The organism is Pseudomonas sp. BJP69 (assembly GCF_007633355.1).
GTDB classification, from domain to species: domain Bacteria; phylum Pseudomonadota; class Gammaproteobacteria; order Pseudomonadales; family Pseudomonadaceae; genus Aquipseudomonas; species Aquipseudomonas juntendi.
The window spans coordinates 1,138,399-1,155,265 of sequence record NZ_CP041933.1 but is presented as its reverse complement, the minus strand read 5'-3'; the positions used below and the strand labels follow the sequence as shown (position 1 = coordinate 1,155,265).

The window sequence follows — 16,867 nt, the reverse complement described above, 5'->3', positions numbered from 1 at the left end:
TTTTTGCTGAACTTACGCACATACGGCAGACTAATTAACTGGATACTCACCTGAACATCACACCCAGGGCACACACCCCATGACCCGTTCCCCCCTGCGCCGCCTGATTTTCGGCGCCCTGCGTCGCCTGTTGTACCTGTGGGTGCGCTCCGAAACCATCAACCAGTCGGCCATGTCGTTGAACCTGGACCGCAGCCGGCCAGTGATCTACGCCTTGCCTACCCCGGCGCTCACCGACCTGGTCGTACTCGACCACGAGTGCACCAAGGCAGGGCTGCCGCGCCCGGTGCTGCCGGTAACGGTCGGTCCGCTGCAGGAACCCGCCGCGTTCTTCTACCTGACCCCCGACCCCGACTGGCTGGGCCGCCAGGACAAGCGTGGCGCCCCGCCCACCCTCGAGCGCCTGGTAGCTGCCGTTACCCAGCATGCCGAGGAAGATGCGCAGATCATTCCAGTCAGCGTGTTCTGGGGCCAGACCCCGGCCAGCGAGTCCAGCCCGTGGAAACTGCTGTTTGCCGACAGTTGGGCAGTGACCGGGCGTTTGCGGCGGCTGCTGACCGTACTGATACTCGGGCGCAAGACCCGCGTGCAGTTCTCTGCCCCCATCCACCTGCGCGAACTGGTGCAGCACAACAAAGGCCACGAACGCACCGTGCGCATGGCCCAGCGCCTGATGCGCGTGCATTTTCGCAACCTCAAGACCGCGGTCATCGGCCCCGACCTTTCGCACCGCCGCAACCTGGTCAAGGGGCTGGTTCATGCACCGCTGGTGCGCCAGGCCATCGCCGAGGAGGCGCAGCGCGAAAACCTGCCGCTGGCCAAGGCCGAAGCCCAGGCCTTGCGCTACGGCAACGAGATTGCCTCTGACTACACCTACACTGCCATCCGCTTCCTGGAGGTGGTGCTCAGCTGGTTCTGGAACAAGATCTACGACGGCATCAAGGTCAACCACATCGAGCAGGTGCAGGGCATCGCGCCCGGCCACGAAGTGATCTACGTGCCCTGCCACCGCAGCCATATCGACTACCTGCTGCTGTCGTACCTGCTGTTCCGCAACGGCCTCACGCCACCCCACGTGGCCGCGGGCATCAACCTCAACATGCCGGTGGTCGGCAACCTGCTGCGCCGTGGCGGGGCGTTCTTCATGCGCCGCACCTTCAAGGGCAACCCCCTGTATACCGCGGTATTCAACGAATACCTGCACACCCTGTTCACCAAGGGGTTCCCGGTGGAGTACTTCGTCGAAGGCGGCCGTTCCCGTACCGGGCGCATGCTGCAACCGCGCACCGGGATGCTGGCCATTACCCTGCGCAGCTTCCTGCGTTCGTCGCGCACGCCTATCGTGTTCGTGCCGGTCTACATCGGCTATGAGCGCGTGCTCGAAGGCCGCACCTACCTGGGCGAGCTGCGCGGTGCCAGCAAGAAGAAAGAGTCGGTATTCGATATCTTCAAGGTGTTCGGCGCGCTGAGGCAGCGCTTTGGCCAGGTGTCGGTCAACTTTGGCGAGCCGATCCGCCTGGCCGGCTTCCTCGACGACCAACAACCCGGCTGGCGTGAGCAGGAGCATGGCCCGCAATACCGCCCGGATTGGCTTAACGCCACTACCCATCGCCTGGGTGAGACCGTGGCCCGCCACCTCAACGAGGCGGCGGCCATCAACCCGGTCAACCTGGTGGCCATGGCATTGCTGTCCACCAGCCGCCTGGCCCTGGATGAACGCGCCCTGGTCCGCGTGCTCGACCTGTACCTGGCCCTGCTGCGCCAGGTGCCCTACTCGCCGCACATCACCCTGCCCGAGGGTGACGGCCAGGCCTTGATCGAACACGTGCGCGGCATGAACCTGGTCGCCGAGCAGAAGGACGCCCTGGGCCGCATCCTGTACCTGGACGAAGGCAATGCGGTGCTGATGACCTACTACCGCAACAACGTGCTGCACATCTTCGCCCTGCCGGCGCTGCTGGCCAGCTTCTTCCTCAGCAGCTCGCGCATGAGCCGCGAACTGTTGGGGCAATATGTGCACGCGCTGTACCCGTATTTGCAGGCCGAACTGTTCCTGCGCTGGGCGCCGCAGCAATTGGACGACGTCATCGACCAGTGGCTGGCGGCGCTGGTCGAGCAAGGCCTGCTGCGCCAGGACAACGACATCTATGTGCGCCCGCCGCCCAGCTCGCGGCAGTTCGTGCTGCTGACCCTGCTCGCCCGCACCATCACCCAGACGCTGCAGCGTTTCTACATGGCCACGTCCCTGCTGCTCAACAGCGGGCAGAACAGCCTCAGCGCCGAAGCGCTGGAAGACCTGTGCGTGATGATGGCCCAGCGCCTGTCGATCCTGCATGGCTTGAACGCCCCGGAGTTTTTCGACAAGACGCTGTTCCGCCACTTCATCCAGACCTTGCTCCAGCAAGGCGTGCTGCATGCCGATGCCCAAGGCAAGCTGGGTTACCACGACAAGCTCGGCGAACTGGCCGAGGGCGTGGCCAAGCGCGTGCTGTCGGCCGAGCTGCGCCTGTCCATCCGCCAGGTGGCGCTGCATCGCGACGAGCCTTCAGACGTGGTGCAAGGGTAGCTTTTCTGTCTGCCGCCAGGCCTTGAGAGGGGACAGCATCGCCGTGCTTCCCCCCTCTCAAGGAGTACCACCATGAACCAGATCAAATCGATCGACGTCGAAATCGTTTCTTCCAGCGACAACTACCTGCCAGCCTCCGCCCAGGTGCAACTGAGCCTGCTCGACGTGTCCCGTGCCGACGCGCCGGCCGTCAGCCACGCCGAGCTGCGCCTTCAGTGCGCCGGTGTACTGCCGATCAAGCTGCAACTGGCCTGCGACCTCAGCCAGCTCGACCCGCGCGGCAGCTACGTGCTGGCCGTGCGCATCGAGCAGAACGGGCAACTGCAGTTCATCAACACCACCCACCACGCCGTAAACCCTCACACCTTGTCTGGCACCGAACGCGTGGTGGTCGATAACGTGGCCACGCCCCCGGTCGTGCTCCATGATTGATTAGGGAAAATCCGCTAAAGTCCCTGGGGTTGGCCACAAGCCGGCTCCAAGGACAACGGAGATTCCATGAAAAAGCTCTTTATGCTGTGTTGCGCATCCCTGCTCGCAGCCTGCTCCAGCCAAACCCCGCCCGCCCAGGCCAGCCTGGATGGCGAAGTCTTCTACCTGCAGCGCATTGCCCTGCCGCCGGCCGCCACCCTGAGCGTCGAACTGCAGGACGTGTCGTTGATGGACGCCCCGGCCGTGACCCTGGCCCGCCAGGCCGGCCCGGTCAAAGGCAACGTGCCGCTGCCGTTCCACCTCACCTACGATCCGCGCCAGGTCAAACCCGGCCACCGCTATGCGCTGAGCGCGCGCATCGAGCTGGGCGGCAAACTGCTGTTCATCAATACCGAACACCATGGCGTGCTGCTCGACGGCTCCGACCCGCAACCCGTGCGCGTCAAGCTCGACCAGGTTCGCTGATACCCGTATTCATCTGTTTACAAGGAACGCTTCATGATCCGCACTTCCCTGCGCTTCACCACCCTGTGCGCCGGCCTGCTGCTGTCGGCCAGCGCGCTGGCCCTGTCGCTGGGCGACCTGAGCCAGAAGGACGCCACCGGCGGCCTCAAAGATGCCCTCACCCAAGGCGCGCAACTGGCGGTCAAGCAACTGAGCACCCCAGGCGGCTTCAGCAACAACCCGGACGTGCGTATCGAACTGCCGGGCAACCTGGGCAAGGCCGCCAAAGCGATGAAGATGTTCGGCAAGGGCGAACAGGTCGAAGCCCTGGAAGCCAGCATGAACAAGGCCGCCGAAAAGGCCGTGCCGCAGGCTCAGGCGATTCTGGTAGACGCCGTGAAGAACATGAGCGTGACCGACGCCAAGGGCATTCTCAGCGGCGGTGACGACTCCGCCACCCAGTACCTGAACAAGAGCAGCCGCGAGCAGATTCGGGCCAAGTTCCTGCCGGTCGTCAAGCAGGCCACCGACCAGGTTGGCGTGGCTCAGAAGTACAACGCCTTCGCCGCGCAGGCCAAAGGCCTGGGGCTGGTCAAGGATGACGCCAACATCGAGAACTACGTGACCGAGAAGGCGCTGGACGGCCTGTTCGAGATGATCGGCAAGCAAGAGCAGAACATTCGCCAGAACCCGGCCGCCGCAGCTACCAGCCTGGCCAAGAAGGTCTTCGGCACGCTCTGATAACGCGTGGTGCCACAGCAGTGGTCTGCGTGAACCCGCGCGGCCGCTGCCTCTGCGTCGTTTTGGCTGTACCGCCTTTCCCCGCTCCCTCGGCCAACAGCAAGGTGCAGGATGGCGGCTCTTTTCGACGAGGAGTTTCCGTTATGCCCTCCACCCCACATTTCCAGATCTTCATCGACTGCGAAAGCCAAGACCGGATAACACCGGACGCTTCGGCGAGTTACGTATTGGTCCTGAGTGAAAAACTGGAGGGCTTCGGCGCTGCCAAAGGCAGTTCCGTCCTGCAGCCCGTGCTTACCATCGAGCAGCAAGGCGAACTGGCGCTGCCCCAGACCTTCAGTTTCATGATCGATGGGGCAACGCTCAAGGAAGGCCATGCTTACCAGGTGAGCCTGCGCTACCAGGCCACCAACGGTAACCCGCACGGCAAGCGCCTGGCCTGGAAAGAGACTTTCGTCGCTCAGGACCAGGCCCGCATTGCACCTGCCGCCGTCAGCGGCCATGGCCCGTGCAAAGGCCGCACCAACAGCTGCCTGAGCTGGTAAGGGCCGGCGCCTTCAACACCCAGGGCGCAAGCTGCCTGCATGCTCGCGCCTGGGTCTTCAACGCTGCTTTACCCTGAACCAGGCCGCGTACAACGCCGGCAGGAACAACAACGTCAGCACCGTGGCCACGATCAGGCCACCCATGATCGCGACCGCCATCGGCCCATAGAACACGCTACGCGACAGCGGGATCATGGCCAGCACAGCGGCCAGCGCGGTCAGCACGATAGGCCGGAAGCGCCGCACCGTGGCCTCGATGATCGCTTGCCAGCGGTCCATCCCTGCCGCAATGTCCTGCTCGATCTGGTCAACCAGAATCACCGAATTGCGCATGATCATCCCCGCCAGGGCAATGGTGCCGAGCATGGCGACAAAGCCGAACGGCTGGCGGAACACCAGCAGGAACAGGGTCACGCCGATCAACCCCAGTGGCGCGGTCAGGAACACCATCAGCGTACGCGAGAAGCTGCGCAGCTGGATCATCAGCAAGCTCAACACCACCACGATGAACAGCGGCATGCCAGCGTTCACCGATTTCTGCCCGCGCTCGGCATCTTCCACCGTGCCGCCCACTTCCAACAGGTAACCGTCGGGCAGCTTGGCGCGGATGCCCTGCAAAGAAGGCAGAATCTGCTTCACCAGTGTCGCAGGTTGCGCCTTGTCGTAGATGTCTGCCCGCACGGTCACCGTCGGTAAGCGGTTACGGTGCCAGATGATGCCCTCCTCAAAGCCATACTCCAGGGTCGCGACCTGCGACAGCGCCACGCTCTGGCCGTTGTCGGTCGGCAACGCCAGGCTGCCCAGGTTGCCCAGCTCGCTGCGCTCCTGCAGCGTACCGCGCAGCAGTATCTCGATCAGCTCGTTGTCTTCGCGGTACTGGCTGGCGGTGGTGCCGGTCAGCGAACTTTGCAGGAAACTCGCCAGGTGCGCGGTGCTCACGCCCAGCGCACGGACACGGTCCTGGTCGATGCTCAGAAACACCGCCTTGCTCGGTTCCTCCCAGTCCAGGTGCACATTCACCACATGCGGGTTCTCGCGCACCTTGGCCGCCACCTCACGGGCCAGTGCCCGCGCCTTCTCGATATGTTCGCCCGTGACCCGGAACTGCACCGGGTAACCCACGGGCGGGCCGTTTTCCAGGCGGGTGACCCGGGCGCGCAACTCGGGAAACTGCTGGTCCACCGTGGCGATCAGCCAGCTGCGCAGGCGCTCGCGGTCGTCCATCGACTTGGCCAGCACCACGAACTGGGCGAAGCTGGCGGCCGGCAGTTGCTGGTCCAGTGGCAGGTAGAAGCGCGGCGAACCGGTGCCCACGTAGGCCACATAGTTGTCGATGCCATCCTGCTGCGCGAGCAGCGCCTCCAATTGCTTGACGCGCTCGGCGGTATTGGCCAGCGATGCACCTTCGGCCAGCTTCAGGTCGACCATCAGTTCCGGGCGCCCGGACGCCGGGAAGAACTGCTGGGGCACGAAGCGGAACAGCAGGAGGCTGCCGATGAAGGCCGCGATGGTCAGCAGGATCACCGTCTTGCGGCGCCGTACACACCACGCCACAACCCGCCGCACACGCTGGTAGAACGGCGTGGCATAAGGGTCTGGCGCCTGGCCATGACGGGCGGCGTGCAGCCGGGCCAGGTCGGGCAACAGGCGCTCGCCCAGGTAAGGCACGAACACCACGGCGACCAGCCACGATGCCAGCAAGGCAATGGTCACCACCTGGAAGATCGAGCGGGTATATTCGCCGGTGCTGGAGGCCGCCGTAGCGATGGGCAAGAAGCCCGCTGCGGTGATCAGGGTGCCGGTGAGCATCGGGAACGCCGTGCTGCTCCAGGCGTAACTGGCCGCCTTGAGGCGGTCGTAGCCCTGCTCCATCTTGATCGCCATCATTTCCACGGCAATGATCGCATCGTCTACCAGCAAGCCCAGGGCCAGTACCAGCGCCCCCAGCGAAATCTTGTGCAGGCCGATGCCAAAGTAATGCATGGCCGCGAAGGTCATGGCCAGCACCAGGGGGATGGCCAGCGCCACCACCAGGCCGGTCCGCAGGCCCAGGGAGAAGAAGCTGACCAGCAGCACGATGACCAGCGCCTCGGCCAGCACCTGCACGAACTCGCCCACACCGGCCTTGACCGCCGCGGGCTGGTCCGAGACCTTGCGCAACTCCATGCCGGCCGGCAGGTTGTGCGCCAGGCGTTCGAACTCGCTTTCCAGCGCCTTGCCGAGCACCAGGATGTCGCCGCCATCCTTCATCGACACCGCCAGGCCAATGGCCTCTTCGCCCATGAAGCGCATGCGCGGTGCGGGTGGGTCATTGAAGCCACGGTACACTTCGGCGACATCGCCAATGCGGAAGGTGCGGTCGCCCACCCGAATCGGGAACTGGCGAATCTGCTCGACGCTGTCGAAGCGACCGCTTACCCGCAGTTGCAGGCGCTCGCTGGGGGTTTCGAAGAAGCCGGCGGTGCTGACTGCATTCTGGTCGCGCAGGGCGTTCTGCACCGCTTGCAGCGGCACCCCCAGGGTGGCCAGCTTAAGGTTGGACAGCTCGATCCAGACTTTCTCGTCCTGCAAGCCAATCAGCTCGACCTTGCCCACGTCCTTGACCCGCTGCAACTGGATCTGGATCCGGTCGGCATAGTCCTTGAGCACGGCGTAATCGAAGCCCTTGCCGGTCAGCGCATAGATATTGCCGAAGGTAGTGCCGAATTCGTCGTTGAAGAAGGGGCCCTGGATTTCTGGCGGCAAGGTATGGCGAATGTCCGCGACCTTCTTGCGGATCTGATACCACAGCTCGGGAATGTCCTTGGAGTGCAACGAGTCGCGGGCCATGAACGTGACCTGCGATTCGCCAGGCCGGGAAAACGAGACAATCCGCTCGTACTCACCGGTTTCCATCAACTTTTTCTCGATGCGCTCGGTCACCTGCCGCGACACTTCCTCGGCCGTGGCACCGGGCCACAGGGTACGAATGACCATGGCCTTGAAGGTGAACGGCGGGTCTTCGCTTTGGCCCAGCTTGGTGTAGGACATGGCGCCAATGGCCGCCAGCAGGATCATCAGGAACAGGACGATCTGGCGGTTGCGCAGCGCCCAGGCAGAAAGGTTGAAACCCATCGGGACTTACTCCTTGGCCGTCAGGTTCACTACGCGGTTGCTGCGGTCGACGGGGCGTACCTGCTGCCCCTCACGCAATACATGGCCACCGGCGGCCACCACCCAGTCATCGGCGGCCAGCCCATCGAGCACGGGCACGCTATCGTTGCCGTACGCACCCAGGCGCACCACGGCCCGCTCCAGGCGGCTGTCCTTGTTCACCCGCCAGACATAGGCCTGGCCGTCTTCGGCGGTGACCGCCGACAGCGGTACAGACAATGGGATCAGGCCTTCGGTAGCAATGAATACCCGGGCGCTCTGGCCCAGTTCGGCCGGGGCAGCCGACGTGGTGAAGGCGATGCGGGCGGCGAAGGTGCGCGAGCGCGGATCGGCCGCGGGTGACAGCTCGCGGATGCGCCCCTGGAAGCGCGCCTGCGGGTGCGACCACAGCTCCACACTCACCGGTTGGCCGATGGCGACCCGGGCGAACTGCTGTTCTGGCAGGGCGATGGCCACCTCGCGCTCACCATCGGCGGCGAGGGTGAAGGCGGTTTGCCCAGCGGCAACCACCTGGCCCACTTCCACCTGGCGCTTGGCAATCACCCCGGCCTGGGGCGCACGCAATACGGCATAGGCTGCCTGGTTCCCGGCCACGTCGAACTGCGCCTTGGCCTGCTTCAGGCGGGCCAGGCCGGCACGGTAGAGGTTTTCGGCATTGTCATATTGAGAATGGCTGACCATTTGCCGGTCCAGCAGCTTCTGGTAGCGATCACGCTCGGTGCGCACCAGTGCCAGGTTGGCTTCGGCGGCGGCCAGTTGTGCGCGGTTAGCTTCCAGTTGCAGGCGTACGTCCTGCGGGTCCAGCTCGGCCAGCGGCTGCTCGGCCTTGACCCGCTGCCCTTCTTCGACCAGCCGCTTGCTGACCTTGCCGGCAATACGGAACGCCAGTTCCGGCTCGAAGCGCGCACGCACCTCACCGGGGTAACTGGCGGCCCCCGCTTCGGCTGGCTGCGGCTGCACCACCAACGCCGGGCGCGGGGCGGCGGGGGCGGCGGCTTCCTGTTCGCACGCCGCCAGAAGCACGGCGACGGCGGCGGGCAACGCGATGGACAAGGCCTGGCGCAACATGATGAATCCTTTCGCAGAGGGTACTTCGAATATTTGTACTGGCGGGTATATTAAGTCAGGGAACTGCTGCCGAGAAGCCAGCGTCGATAAGAAATCGCCTGACGATGGCTACGATCACTGCTGGAAACCGCTCCAGCCGGTAATATGGGAGCTTGATCAACCACATGCAGACCACAATGTCCAACGACGCACCCATCGGCCCAGGCCGGCCCAAGGACCTGGCCAAGCGCGAGGCGATTCTCGAAGCTGCCAAGTCGCTGTTCTTAAGCCTCGGCTACGCCAACACCAGCATGGATGCGGTCGCTGCGGCGGCAGGTGTTTCTAAGCTCACCGTGTACAGCCACTTCACCGACAAGCAGACGCTGTTCTGTTCAGCGGTCATGGCCACGTGCCAGATCCAGCTGCCGGACCTGTTGTTCGAGTACCCCGTCGGTGCGCAGGTCGAAGACGTGCTGCTGAATATCGCCCGTGGTTTCCAGGCGCTGATCAGCAGTGACGAAGCGGTCAAGCTCAGCCGCCTGATCATGGCCCAAGGCAGCCTGGACCCGAGCTTTGGCCAGTACTTCTACGAAGCTGGGCCCAAGCGCGTGCTGGCCGGGATGGAGGCGCTGCTACGCGGCGCGCATGAGCGTGGCTTGCTGCGCATCGACAACCCGCTGCGGGCGGCGGAGCACTTCTTCTGCCTGGTCAAGGGGGCGCCGGATTACCGGTTGCTGCTGGGGTGTGCGGGGCCGCTGCAGGGCGACGAGGCCGAGGCGCATGTGCGCGAGGTGGTGGGGGTGTTCTTGCGAGCGTACCGACCCTGAAAGCATCTTCTGGCATACGCGGTCTGTAGGAGCGCGGATGCCAGTGCCTGTGCCCCCCAACCGGCGTACTACCTGACATTTTTGCCAGTATCCGCCCGGGTACACTCTGGACATACTCTCATGAAGCCCCACATGAGCGCACCACCATGTCCACTCAAACACTTAAGCTCTTTTATAAGGGCAGCAAACTCTCGACAGTGCACTCAGGCAGTGCTCATTGTTCAGTTGTCAGCGCGAATAACCAGAACCTGTGCGAAACAAACAGCCAAACCACGCAAACACAGCTTTTGGCCACCGATGCCCAAGCGTCAACCGTTACCTCCCATGCAGGAAGCCAAACGGCCATTGCCTACAGCCCTTATGGCGGTGATAGTTTACCGGCCGCTCACCCGATACTGTCCCGCTTTACCGGGCAAACTTGGCTACCCTCTGCCATAGGCTACTTGCTGGGTAATGGTCACCGCCTGTTCAATCCTGCGCTGATGCGCTTTCACAGTGCGGACAGTTTCTCGCCATTCGCTAGAGGTGGCCTTAACACGTATGCTTACTGCGGCAACGACCCCATCAACAGGGTGGACCCTACCGGCAGATTTTTCGGAAGGCTGTTCAAAAAGCTTAACCAGCGCTATCGGTACAATAACCTGGCTCCACGCCTGGATGAATCGAGTCCTAACCTATCTAGAAATGAATACAACGCGCTGTCAAAGTCTATTAATAAACGCCAACTCCGAGCTCAGAGTAAGCTAGAACGCGGAATTACTCATGGACTTCCCTATACAACAGGGTATGCACTGGAAGAAATAAACATTCTTAATAACCAACAGACAATACTGGGCCTTTTGCCCGCAGACAAAAACGGGCGTTTTAATTTTGACACTACCCGACCAACGCAAAAAACGCATGCACACAGTGCAGTCCATGCCGATCCTCCCCGTACACTCGCTGAAGAAATACTAAGCAGCCATACAACCATTGACCCTTCCATTCCGGAAGATATGGTACACGAAGAGCTGCTAGAACGTCTGAGACGCCTGCGTGAGGATTAGGCCTTCAACGCCTTCTTCGGATATATGTCATACCGGCTCGACTTACCCTCCAGGCTATGGCTCGGCTTCGGCCCGTCGATGATCGGCGCCTTGCGCGGCCGCTTCACCACCACCCGGTGGCTGGCCAGCGCCAGGGCGGCTTCAAGCAGGGCCGGGGCATCCAGGTCATCGCCGACCAAGGGCCGGAACACGCGCATCTCCTTTTTCACCAGGGCGCTCTTGTCGCGGTGCGGGAACATTGGGTCGAGGTAGATCACCTGCGGCGCCTCGCCTTCCCAACTGCGCATGCGCTCGATGGCATTACCGGTCAGCAGGCGCATGCGCCCGACAATCGGCCCCACTTCTTCATCCAGCCGGGCGCGCGCCAGGCCATCTTCCAGCAGCGCGGCTATCAGCGGCTGGCGTTCGATCAGGGTCATCTGGCAGCCCAGGCTGGCCAGCACAAACGCATCTTTGCCAAGCCCCGCCGTGGCATCCAGCACCTGCGGTCGAACGCCTTGGGCGATGCCCACGGCCTTGGCGATCATCTGCCCGTTGCCACCGCCAAACTGGCGCCGGTGCGCGGCCTGGCCTTCGACAAAGTCCACCCGCACCGGCCCCGGTGCCTGCGGGCCCAATTGCTGGATCTGCAAACCATCAACGCCCACCTGCACGGCAAACCCGGCCTCATCGTCCTGCAACGGCAGCGCCAGGCGCTCGGCCCATCCAGCGGCCTGCGCTGCGAATTCGGCCGTTAGCGCCTCGACCCGGATACCTGCGCCCTGCTCTTCCATCTTCAACACCTAGAAATTGAACCCAGCCGTTAAGGTATCGGCCGCCACGGCCGATACAGGCAATATCCCGCTATTCTGCCAGAGCACAACGCGCGCGACTGCCATGTCAGATACTCTTCCCATCGGCTTGACCTATTTGTCGCCTGTCGGCAACTACAGTCAGCACAACACCCAGGCACTCGGGGGCGTCAGCCACCTGTGGCAGGATTTTTTCGCCCGGGCCATGGCCGAGCGCCAGGAAGAGCCGGTAGACAGCATCAGCCAGTCGTTCGTGCAGTACGACCAGGACAGCGGCGAACCGATCGGCGGCGCCCGCGCGCTGGCCATGATCGACGCCCAGCGCGCCTGCCCGGTGCAGGATACCCGCGTAGTACCACCCGAGCCGCTGTTTCTGCCCAAGGCCGAGCTGGAAGCCAGCCTCTTGCCGCCGGCCCCCGAGCCTTTCAGTGCCATGGAACTGATCGAGCAGCAGCGCCAGCTCGACATCAACAACAGCTGGCTGCGCCCGGTGGTGATGAGCCAGGGTCAGCCGCTGCCCGAGCCCGGACCGGGCCCTAGCCCGCGCCCGCTGTTCCTGCCCATCGCCGAACTGGAAAGCGACTTGTTGCCACCCGCCGCCGAACCGTTCGACGATGCCACGCTGAGCAAGCAGCAGACCGACCTGGCGTTCGACCTCCACTGGGCGCGCCCGGTGGTGCTGAACAACGTGCGCGCCTACGCCTGACCTTAGCGGCAGACCTGCCAGCGGCCCATGTCCAGGTGGAAGTGGTTGTGGTGCGCGGCATTGTAGTCGGGCCCCAACACAGTGCTGAAGCTTTGGCAGGCAGCCTGCTGCACCTCGCGCAGGAATTGCGCCTTGGCCCCACCCGCCTGCCAGTCACGTGCCAGGACGATGCGCTGACCGTCCTGCAGGCGAAAGCCGCTGATGTCCAGGGCATTGGCCGTCGCGTGCTGGCTCAGGCGGCCCTGCTTGCGGTGGTAGACGTTGCGGCAGGCAAAGCTGCCCAAATGGTCGACCTGGGCCACCGGCTGGCCCAACACCCGCTGCGCGACAGGCTGCAACGCGTGGTTTTCGAACAGTGCATACGCCACCGCCAGTGGGCAGCTGGCCAGAAAGCTGCTGCTCAGGCGCGCATTGCCGGCTTCGATACGCCACACATTTTCCAGCGGGCAGTTGGCCGAGGCCGGGCTGTCGGCCTGTGCCCGGTAGCGCAGTTGGCTGGTGGCCAGTGCCTGGCGGCACAGCGCGGGGTCATCCCGCAGCCGCGACAGCTTGTAGGGGGTCAGCCAATTGGGCGGTTGGCGCACATCCAACGGCGCCCAGGGGTTCCAAGGCGCGGGCAGGCGCCAGCCCAGTTGCCAGGCAAGCACGGCCAACAACAGCACGCCGGCCAGCAGCATCAGGGCCCTCATTAACGGCGGAACAGGTCGTTGAGCTGAGCGAACGGCAAAGCCTGGTCTGCGTAGCCGAAGGTGCCCTGGTCATGGACTTCCAGCGCGGCCCGCTGCAACGCACCCAGGGCCGCGCGGGCCAGCGACGAGCCAAGGCTGATGCGGCGCACGCCAAGGTCCTGCAACTGGTTGACGCTCAACGCCACGCCGGCCATGCCCATCAGCACGTTGACCGGCCGCGGGGCCACGGCCTGCACCACCGCGCGCACTTCTTCCACCGTTCGCAGGCCAGGCGCATACAACACATCGGCCCCCGCTTCGGCGTAGGCCTGAAGGCGCAGGATGGTGTCGTCCAGGTCCATGCGCCCGTGCAGCAGGTTTTCTGCACGGGCGCACAAAGTGAACGGGAACGGCAGGCTCCGGGCAGCCTGCACTGCGGCGCGTACACGCTCCACCGCCAGGCCGATATCATAAATGGGCGCATCATGGCGGCCGCTGGCGTCTTCGATAGACCCACCCACCAGGCCAACCTCGGCGGCACGCAGAATGGTCTGCGCGCAGTCCTCGGGCAGGTCGCCGAAGCCGTTTTCCAGGTCGGCAGCCACCGGCAACGCGGTGGCGTCGACGATTTCACCGGCGTTGTCCAATGTGTCGTCCAGGCTCAAGGCCCCTTCGGCATCCGGGCGGCCCAGGCTGAAGGCCAGGCCGGCGCTGGTAGTGGCCAGCGCTTCGAAGCCCATGCTCGCCAACAGCCTGGCCGACCCGGCATCCCACGGGTTGGGGATGACGAATGCACCGTCACGCTGGTGCAAGGCCTTGAAGGCTTCGGCTCGCAGGGTTTGCACATCCATGGTAGAACCTCCGGCAGTCAGGGAAGGGTCACAGTAGCCCCAGTTGTTCGACCTCGGGTGCGCGCGGCAATTCCGGCAGCGCGGCAAGGCCCGGCAAACGCAGCATCAGGCGCTGGTGAAAATGCCGGGCAAGTGCCGCCGCCAGGCGGTTGTCCGAGGTATGCAGGAAGATATAGGGGCTGCGGCCTTCTTCGATCCAGTTGGCCACCTTGTCTACCCACGGGGTGAGAAACACGTCGTTGGCTTGCAGTTCCGGGTGGCCGATGAAGCGTACCTGCGGGTGTTGGGTAAAGGCGGCCGGGCGCGGCGGCACCTTGGGCTTTTTCGACTGCGCATGCAGCACGGCAGGGTCACGCGAAGTGCAGCTGAACAGCGCGCGCGGGTCCAGGCAGATACGCTCGACGCCCCGCTCGTGCAGCACCCGGTTGAGCATGCGCTCTTCTTCACCCTTGGCGAAAAACGCCTGGTTACGCACTTCAACTGCCACGGGCACCGCCAGCTCATCCAGAAAATGGCACAGCTCGCCCAGACGCGCAGGGCCGAACTGGGCCGGCAATTGCAACCAGTAGGGGGACACTCGCCTGCCCAATGGCGCCATCAACCGGGTGAAATCGAAGGCAGGCTCCAGCTGGTCGCGCAGGTCACCGGCGTGGCTGATGTCGCGGGGGAACTTGGCGGTGAACCGGAAATGCGCGGGCATTACCTGTGCCCAGCGGGCAAGGGTGCCAGGGGCGGGCCGGGCGTAGAAGGTGGTGTTGCCCTCGACCGCGTTGAACACCTGGCTATAGAACCCCAGCATCTGGCCGCTGCTGGCGTCGGCGGGGTACAGGTAGTCGCGCCAGGCGTTTTCACTCCATGACGGGCAACCGAGAAAGTAAGGCAGTGCTGATGGACTCATCCATCAAATGTACAGGTCGAGCCCTAGTACTTCCATGTCCCAGTCGGTAAAACCGGCGGTGCTCAGGTAACTGGCCAAGGCATTGGCGGTACGCCGGTCACGGGCGCGTGGGAAAACCATGTCCTGCTGGCGGGCTGGCAGACCAGCGCCAAGGCGGCGAGCGGCGGGCTCAGGTTGCGCGGCTTCAAGGTCATCGACGACCTCAGCATCATCGACCGCATCCTCACGCACCGCTGCCTTGCGCGGCGTGCGCTTGATCGGGTACTGCGATGAGAAACCGTCGATACGCATGGCATGAGCACTCGGGATCAATGATGGCAATTTAGCAGCATCAGAGCTCCGTCGCTAATGCTTCATTGATAACTCGACCACAGAATGCGAAAAAGGTTTTAGTGTGATCGGCAATAACCGACGGACAGCAGCTATTGCTTCTTCGGGGTAGCTACATTGTCGCGCAGATACACCGGCTGCGCCTGTTCGGCGGTAACTGCCTCGCCACGCGCCCAGGCAAAACCGGCTAGGGCCAGTACGTCCACAGCGCTGGGCAGGGCCTGGGCATCGCTGGCCGCGACTTTCACTGCCAGGCGTTCGGCATAACCCCAACCCGTGCCGGCACCGAACCAGGCACCGGTGCTCTCTAACGGCAGCGCCACCTGCTCGGGTGGCAACACGGCCTCCCTGCCGACCAGGCGCATTTCCCCCGCCGTGGCCTGGTAGCACCCCCAGTACACCTCGTCCATACGCGCATCGATGGCCGCGGCGACCTGCTGCACGCCCTGTTCGCGCAACGCCCCCTGGGCCAGCGCGGCAAGGTTGGAGACCGGCAGCACCGGGCGCTCGAGGGCGAACGCCAGCCCCTGGACCACACCGATGGCGATACGCACACCGGTGAACGCACCCGGGCCCCGGCCAAAGGCGATGGCATCGAGCGCGTTCAGTGCCACGCCGGAATCGGCCAGCAACTGCTTGATCATCGGCAGCAGCTTCTGGGCATGCATGCGCGGGATCACCTCATAATGGCTGGTTACCTTGCCGTTATGCAGCAGCGCAACGGAACAGGCTTCGGTGGCGGTATCCAGGGCCAACAGGGTGGTCATCGAACGGGTATCCAGGTGCGAAGAAAAAGAGCGGCATTATAGAGCAGCTGCGCCGTTGTGTCCCCACGGGGCCGCTGTATGGCCACTTGACACGGTCCCAGTAGGAGCGGCCTTGTGTCGCGATGGGGCGCGCAGCGGCCCCACAATTTCAGCTTCGCCGCAGAGTGAGCTTCGCCGCAGAAATCGCCGGGGCCGCTGCGCGCCCCATCGCGACACAAGGCCGCTCCTACTGGGACCGCATAGCTAAAGCCAGAAAAAACAACGGCCCGCAAGCGGGCCGTTGACGGTGCATGCTGTATCGGATCAGCTCAGGGCTGCCAGGACCTTGGCAGTGATGGCTTCAACCGAGCCTACGCCTTCGATGTGGCTGTACTTCGGCTTGCCAGCATTGGCCGCCGACAGCTTCTGGTAGAAGTCCACCAGCGGCTTGGTCTGGCTGTGGTAGACCGACAGGCGATGGCGAACGGTTTCTTCCTTGTCGTCGTCGCGCTGGATCAGGTCTTCACCAGTGACGTCGTCCTTGCCTTCCACTTTCGGCGGGTTGTACTGAATGTGGTAGGTACGGCCCGAGGCCAGGTGCACACGGCGACCTGCCATGCGACCCACGATTTCTTCATCGTCCACGGCAATTTCAACCACGGCGTCGATATCGACACCGGCCGCAACCATGGCTTCGGCCTGTGGAATGGTCCGTGGGAAGCCGTCGAACAGGCAGCCGTTGGCGCAATCCGGCTGGGCGATGCGCTCCTTGACCAGGCTGATGATCAGCTCGTCGGACACCAGCTGGCCGGCATCCATGACTTTCTTCAATTCCAGGCCCAGCGGGGTGCCGGCCTTGACGGCAGCACGCAGCATGTCACCGGTGGAAATTTGGGGGATACCGAACTTTTCGGTGATGAACTTTGCCTGAGTACCTTTACCGGCCCCGGGAGCTCCCAGCAGAATAACGCGCATCTTGTGCTCCTCAAATTTTTTTATGAACTTCAATGGATTCGGCGACCAGGGCCAAGTCCGGAAAATCGGGTATGACCATAATTCGGTCAGAGGGCTGCTCA

The 16,867-nt window shown here is 63.7% G+C and carries 17 protein-coding genes; 8 read left to right on the top strand and 9 right to left on the bottom strand.

What is annotated here, in order from left to right; genetic code table 11:
• Positions 1 to 79: 79 nt before the first annotated feature.
• The 5 genes from plsB (at position 80) to FPB55_RS05360 (ending at position 4,728) form a co-directional block, all read left to right on the top strand.
• Complete coding sequence (gene plsB / locus FPB55_RS05380) at positions 80 to 2,566, top strand: glycerol-3-phosphate 1-O-acyltransferase PlsB (RefSeq protein ID WP_054890078.1); 2,487 nt, start codon at positions 80 to 82, stop codon at positions 2,564 to 2,566.
• Between the two features lie 72 nt (positions 2,567 to 2,638).
• A complete protein-coding gene (locus tag FPB55_RS05375; RefSeq protein WP_054890079.1) occupies positions 2,639 to 2,998 on the top strand; it encodes a YbaY family lipoprotein in 360 nt (119 codons plus the stop codon).
• A 66-nt stretch (positions 2,999 to 3,064) separates the two neighbouring features.
• Positions 3,065 to 3,463: a YbaY family lipoprotein gene (locus FPB55_RS05370; RefSeq protein ID WP_054890080.1), complete on the top strand. Its 399-nt coding sequence runs from the start codon at positions 3,065 to 3,067 to the stop codon at positions 3,461 to 3,463.
• A gap of 33 nt (positions 3,464 to 3,496) precedes the next feature.
• Positions 3,497 to 4,183 carry a DUF4197 domain-containing protein gene (locus FPB55_RS05365; protein WP_144187661.1) on the top strand — a complete coding sequence of 229 codons (687 nt, stop codon included), beginning with the start codon at positions 3,497 to 3,499 and terminating at the stop codon, positions 4,181 to 4,183.
• A gap of 143 nt (positions 4,184 to 4,326) precedes the next feature.
• The gene (locus FPB55_RS05360; protein ID WP_144187659.1) at positions 4,327 to 4,728 is read left to right on the top strand and encodes a hypothetical protein; all 402 of its coding nucleotides are present in this window, start codon (positions 4,327 to 4,329) and stop codon (positions 4,726 to 4,728) included.
• Between the two features lie 57 nt (positions 4,729 to 4,785).
• On the opposite strand, the gene FPB55_RS05355 is transcribed toward FPB55_RS05360, so the two are convergent.
• The gene (locus FPB55_RS05355; protein ID WP_144187657.1) at positions 4,786 to 7,842 is read right to left on the bottom strand and encodes an efflux RND transporter permease subunit; all 3,057 of its coding nucleotides are present in this window, start codon (positions 7,840 to 7,842) and stop codon (positions 4,786 to 4,788) included.
• A gap of 6 nt (positions 7,843 to 7,848) precedes the next feature.
• On the bottom strand, positions 7,849 to 8,949 hold the full coding sequence (locus FPB55_RS05350) for an efflux RND transporter periplasmic adaptor subunit (RefSeq protein ID WP_029885093.1): 1,101 nt from the start codon (positions 8,947 to 8,949) through the stop codon (positions 7,849 to 7,851).
• A 164-nt stretch (positions 8,950 to 9,113) separates the two neighbouring features.
• On the opposite strand from FPB55_RS05350, the gene FPB55_RS05345 reads away from it, so the two are divergent.
• Positions 9,114 to 9,755 carry a TetR/AcrR family transcriptional regulator gene (locus FPB55_RS05345; RefSeq protein ID WP_144187655.1) on the top strand — a complete coding sequence of 214 codons (642 nt, stop codon included), beginning with the start codon at positions 9,114 to 9,116 and terminating at the stop codon, positions 9,753 to 9,755.
• Positions 9,756 to 9,901: 146 nt separating this feature from the next.
• A complete protein-coding gene (locus FPB55_RS05340) occupies positions 9,902 to 10,801 on the top strand; it encodes an RHS repeat-associated core domain-containing protein (RefSeq protein WP_084728225.1) in 900 nt (299 codons plus the stop codon).
• Here the strand turns inward: FPB55_RS05340 and FPB55_RS05335 are convergent.
• Positions 10,798 to 11,574, bottom strand: a complete 777-nt coding sequence (locus FPB55_RS05335) for a class I SAM-dependent methyltransferase (protein ID WP_115293475.1) — start codon at positions 11,572 to 11,574, stop codon at positions 10,798 to 10,800. The two genes, FPB55_RS05340 and FPB55_RS05335, sit on opposite strands and share 4 nt — an antisense overlap.
• Positions 11,575 to 11,677: 103 nt before the next feature.
• Here FPB55_RS05335 and FPB55_RS05330 point away from each other — a divergent pair, with 103 nt between their 5' ends.
• Positions 11,678 to 12,298: an energy transducer TonB gene (locus FPB55_RS05330; protein ID WP_115293474.1), complete on the top strand. Its 621-nt coding sequence runs from the start codon at positions 11,678 to 11,680 to the stop codon at positions 12,296 to 12,298.
• 2 nt (positions 12,299 to 12,300) lie between these two features.
• Here the strand turns inward: FPB55_RS05330 and FPB55_RS05325 are convergent, their stop codons facing one another.
• The 6 genes from FPB55_RS05325 to adk form a co-directional block, all read right to left on the bottom strand.
• Positions 12,301 to 12,987, bottom strand: coding sequence for an extensin family protein (locus FPB55_RS05325; RefSeq protein WP_115293473.1), 687 nt, complete (start codon positions 12,985 to 12,987; stop codon positions 12,301 to 12,303).
• Positions 12,987 to 13,817 carry an isocitrate lyase/phosphoenolpyruvate mutase family protein gene (locus FPB55_RS05320; protein ID WP_054890088.1) on the bottom strand — a complete coding sequence of 277 codons (831 nt, stop codon included), beginning with the start codon at positions 13,815 to 13,817 and terminating at the stop codon, positions 12,987 to 12,989. Before FPB55_RS05320 ends, FPB55_RS05325 begins: the two co-directional genes overlap by 1 nt.
• 28 nt (positions 13,818 to 13,845) lie before the next feature.
• A complete protein-coding gene (locus tag FPB55_RS05315; protein WP_144187653.1) occupies positions 13,846 to 14,715 on the bottom strand; it encodes a DUF72 domain-containing protein in 870 nt (289 codons plus the stop codon).
• A gap of 3 nt (positions 14,716 to 14,718) precedes the next feature.
• Positions 14,719 to 15,006: a hypothetical protein gene (locus tag FPB55_RS05310; protein ID WP_054912872.1), complete on the bottom strand. Its 288-nt coding sequence runs from the start codon at positions 15,004 to 15,006 to the stop codon at positions 14,719 to 14,721.
• Positions 15,007 to 15,137: 131 nt separating this feature from the next.
• On the bottom strand, positions 15,138 to 15,812 hold the full coding sequence (gene tsaB / locus FPB55_RS05305; protein WP_144187651.1) for a tRNA (adenosine(37)-N6)-threonylcarbamoyltransferase complex dimerization subunit type 1 TsaB: 675 nt from the start codon (positions 15,810 to 15,812) through the stop codon (positions 15,138 to 15,140).
• A 303-nt stretch (positions 15,813 to 16,115) separates the two neighbouring features.
• A complete protein-coding gene (gene adk / locus FPB55_RS05300) occupies positions 16,116 to 16,766 on the bottom strand; it encodes an adenylate kinase (RefSeq protein WP_029885102.1) in 651 nt (216 codons plus the stop codon).
• Between the last annotated feature and the right edge of the window lie 101 nt (positions 16,767 to 16,867).

What these genes read in the sequence shown, in the direction of transcription:
- plsB (WP_054890078.1), top strand. Translation starts at nt 80, where the DNA reads ATGACCCGTTCCCCCCTGCGCCGCCTGATTTTCGGCGCCCTGCGTCGC.
- FPB55_RS05375 (WP_054890079.1), top strand. Translation starts at nt 2,639, where the DNA reads ATGAACCAGATCAAATCGATCGACGTCGAAATCGTTTCTTCCAGCGAC.
- FPB55_RS05370 (WP_054890080.1), top strand. Translation starts at nt 3,065, where the DNA reads ATGAAAAAGCTCTTTATGCTGTGTTGCGCATCCCTGCTCGCAGCCTGC.
- FPB55_RS05365 (WP_144187661.1), top strand. Translation starts at nt 3,497, where the DNA reads ATGATCCGCACTTCCCTGCGCTTCACCACCCTGTGCGCCGGCCTGCTG.
- FPB55_RS05360 (WP_144187659.1), top strand. Translation starts at nt 4,327, where the DNA reads ATGCCCTCCACCCCACATTTCCAGATCTTCATCGACTGCGAAAGCCAA.
- FPB55_RS05355 (WP_144187657.1), bottom strand. Translation starts at nt 7,842, where the DNA reads ATGGGTTTCAACCTTTCTGCCTGGGCGCTGCGCAACCGCCAGATCGTC.
- FPB55_RS05350 (WP_029885093.1), bottom strand. Translation starts at nt 8,949, where the DNA reads ATGTTGCGCCAGGCCTTGTCCATCGCGTTGCCCGCCGCCGTCGCCGTG.
- FPB55_RS05345 (WP_144187655.1), top strand. Translation starts at nt 9,114, where the DNA reads ATGCAGACCACAATGTCCAACGACGCACCCATCGGCCCAGGCCGGCCC.
- FPB55_RS05340 (WP_084728225.1), top strand. Translation starts at nt 9,902, where the DNA reads ATGTCCACTCAAACACTTAAGCTCTTTTATAAGGGCAGCAAACTCTCG.
- FPB55_RS05335 (WP_115293475.1), bottom strand. Translation starts at nt 11,574, where the DNA reads ATGGAAGAGCAGGGCGCAGGTATCCGGGTCGAGGCGCTAACGGCCGAA.
- FPB55_RS05330 (WP_115293474.1), top strand. Translation starts at nt 11,678, where the DNA reads ATGTCAGATACTCTTCCCATCGGCTTGACCTATTTGTCGCCTGTCGGC.
- FPB55_RS05325 (WP_115293473.1), bottom strand. Translation starts at nt 12,987, where the DNA reads ATGAGGGCCCTGATGCTGCTGGCCGGCGTGCTGTTGTTGGCCGTGCTT.
- FPB55_RS05320 (WP_054890088.1), bottom strand. Translation starts at nt 13,817, where the DNA reads ATGGATGTGCAAACCCTGCGAGCCGAAGCCTTCAAGGCCTTGCACCAG.
- FPB55_RS05315 (WP_144187653.1), bottom strand. Translation starts at nt 14,715, where the DNA reads ATGAGTCCATCAGCACTGCCTTACTTTCTCGGTTGCCCGTCATGGAGT.
- FPB55_RS05310 (WP_054912872.1), bottom strand. Translation starts at nt 15,006, where the DNA reads ATGCGTATCGACGGTTTCTCATCGCAGTACCCGATCAAGCGCACGCCG.
- tsaB (WP_144187651.1), bottom strand. Translation starts at nt 15,812, where the DNA reads ATGACCACCCTGTTGGCCCTGGATACCGCCACCGAAGCCTGTTCCGTT.
- adk (WP_029885102.1), bottom strand. Translation starts at nt 16,766, where the DNA reads ATGCGCGTTATTCTGCTGGGAGCTCCCGGGGCCGGTAAAGGTACTCAG.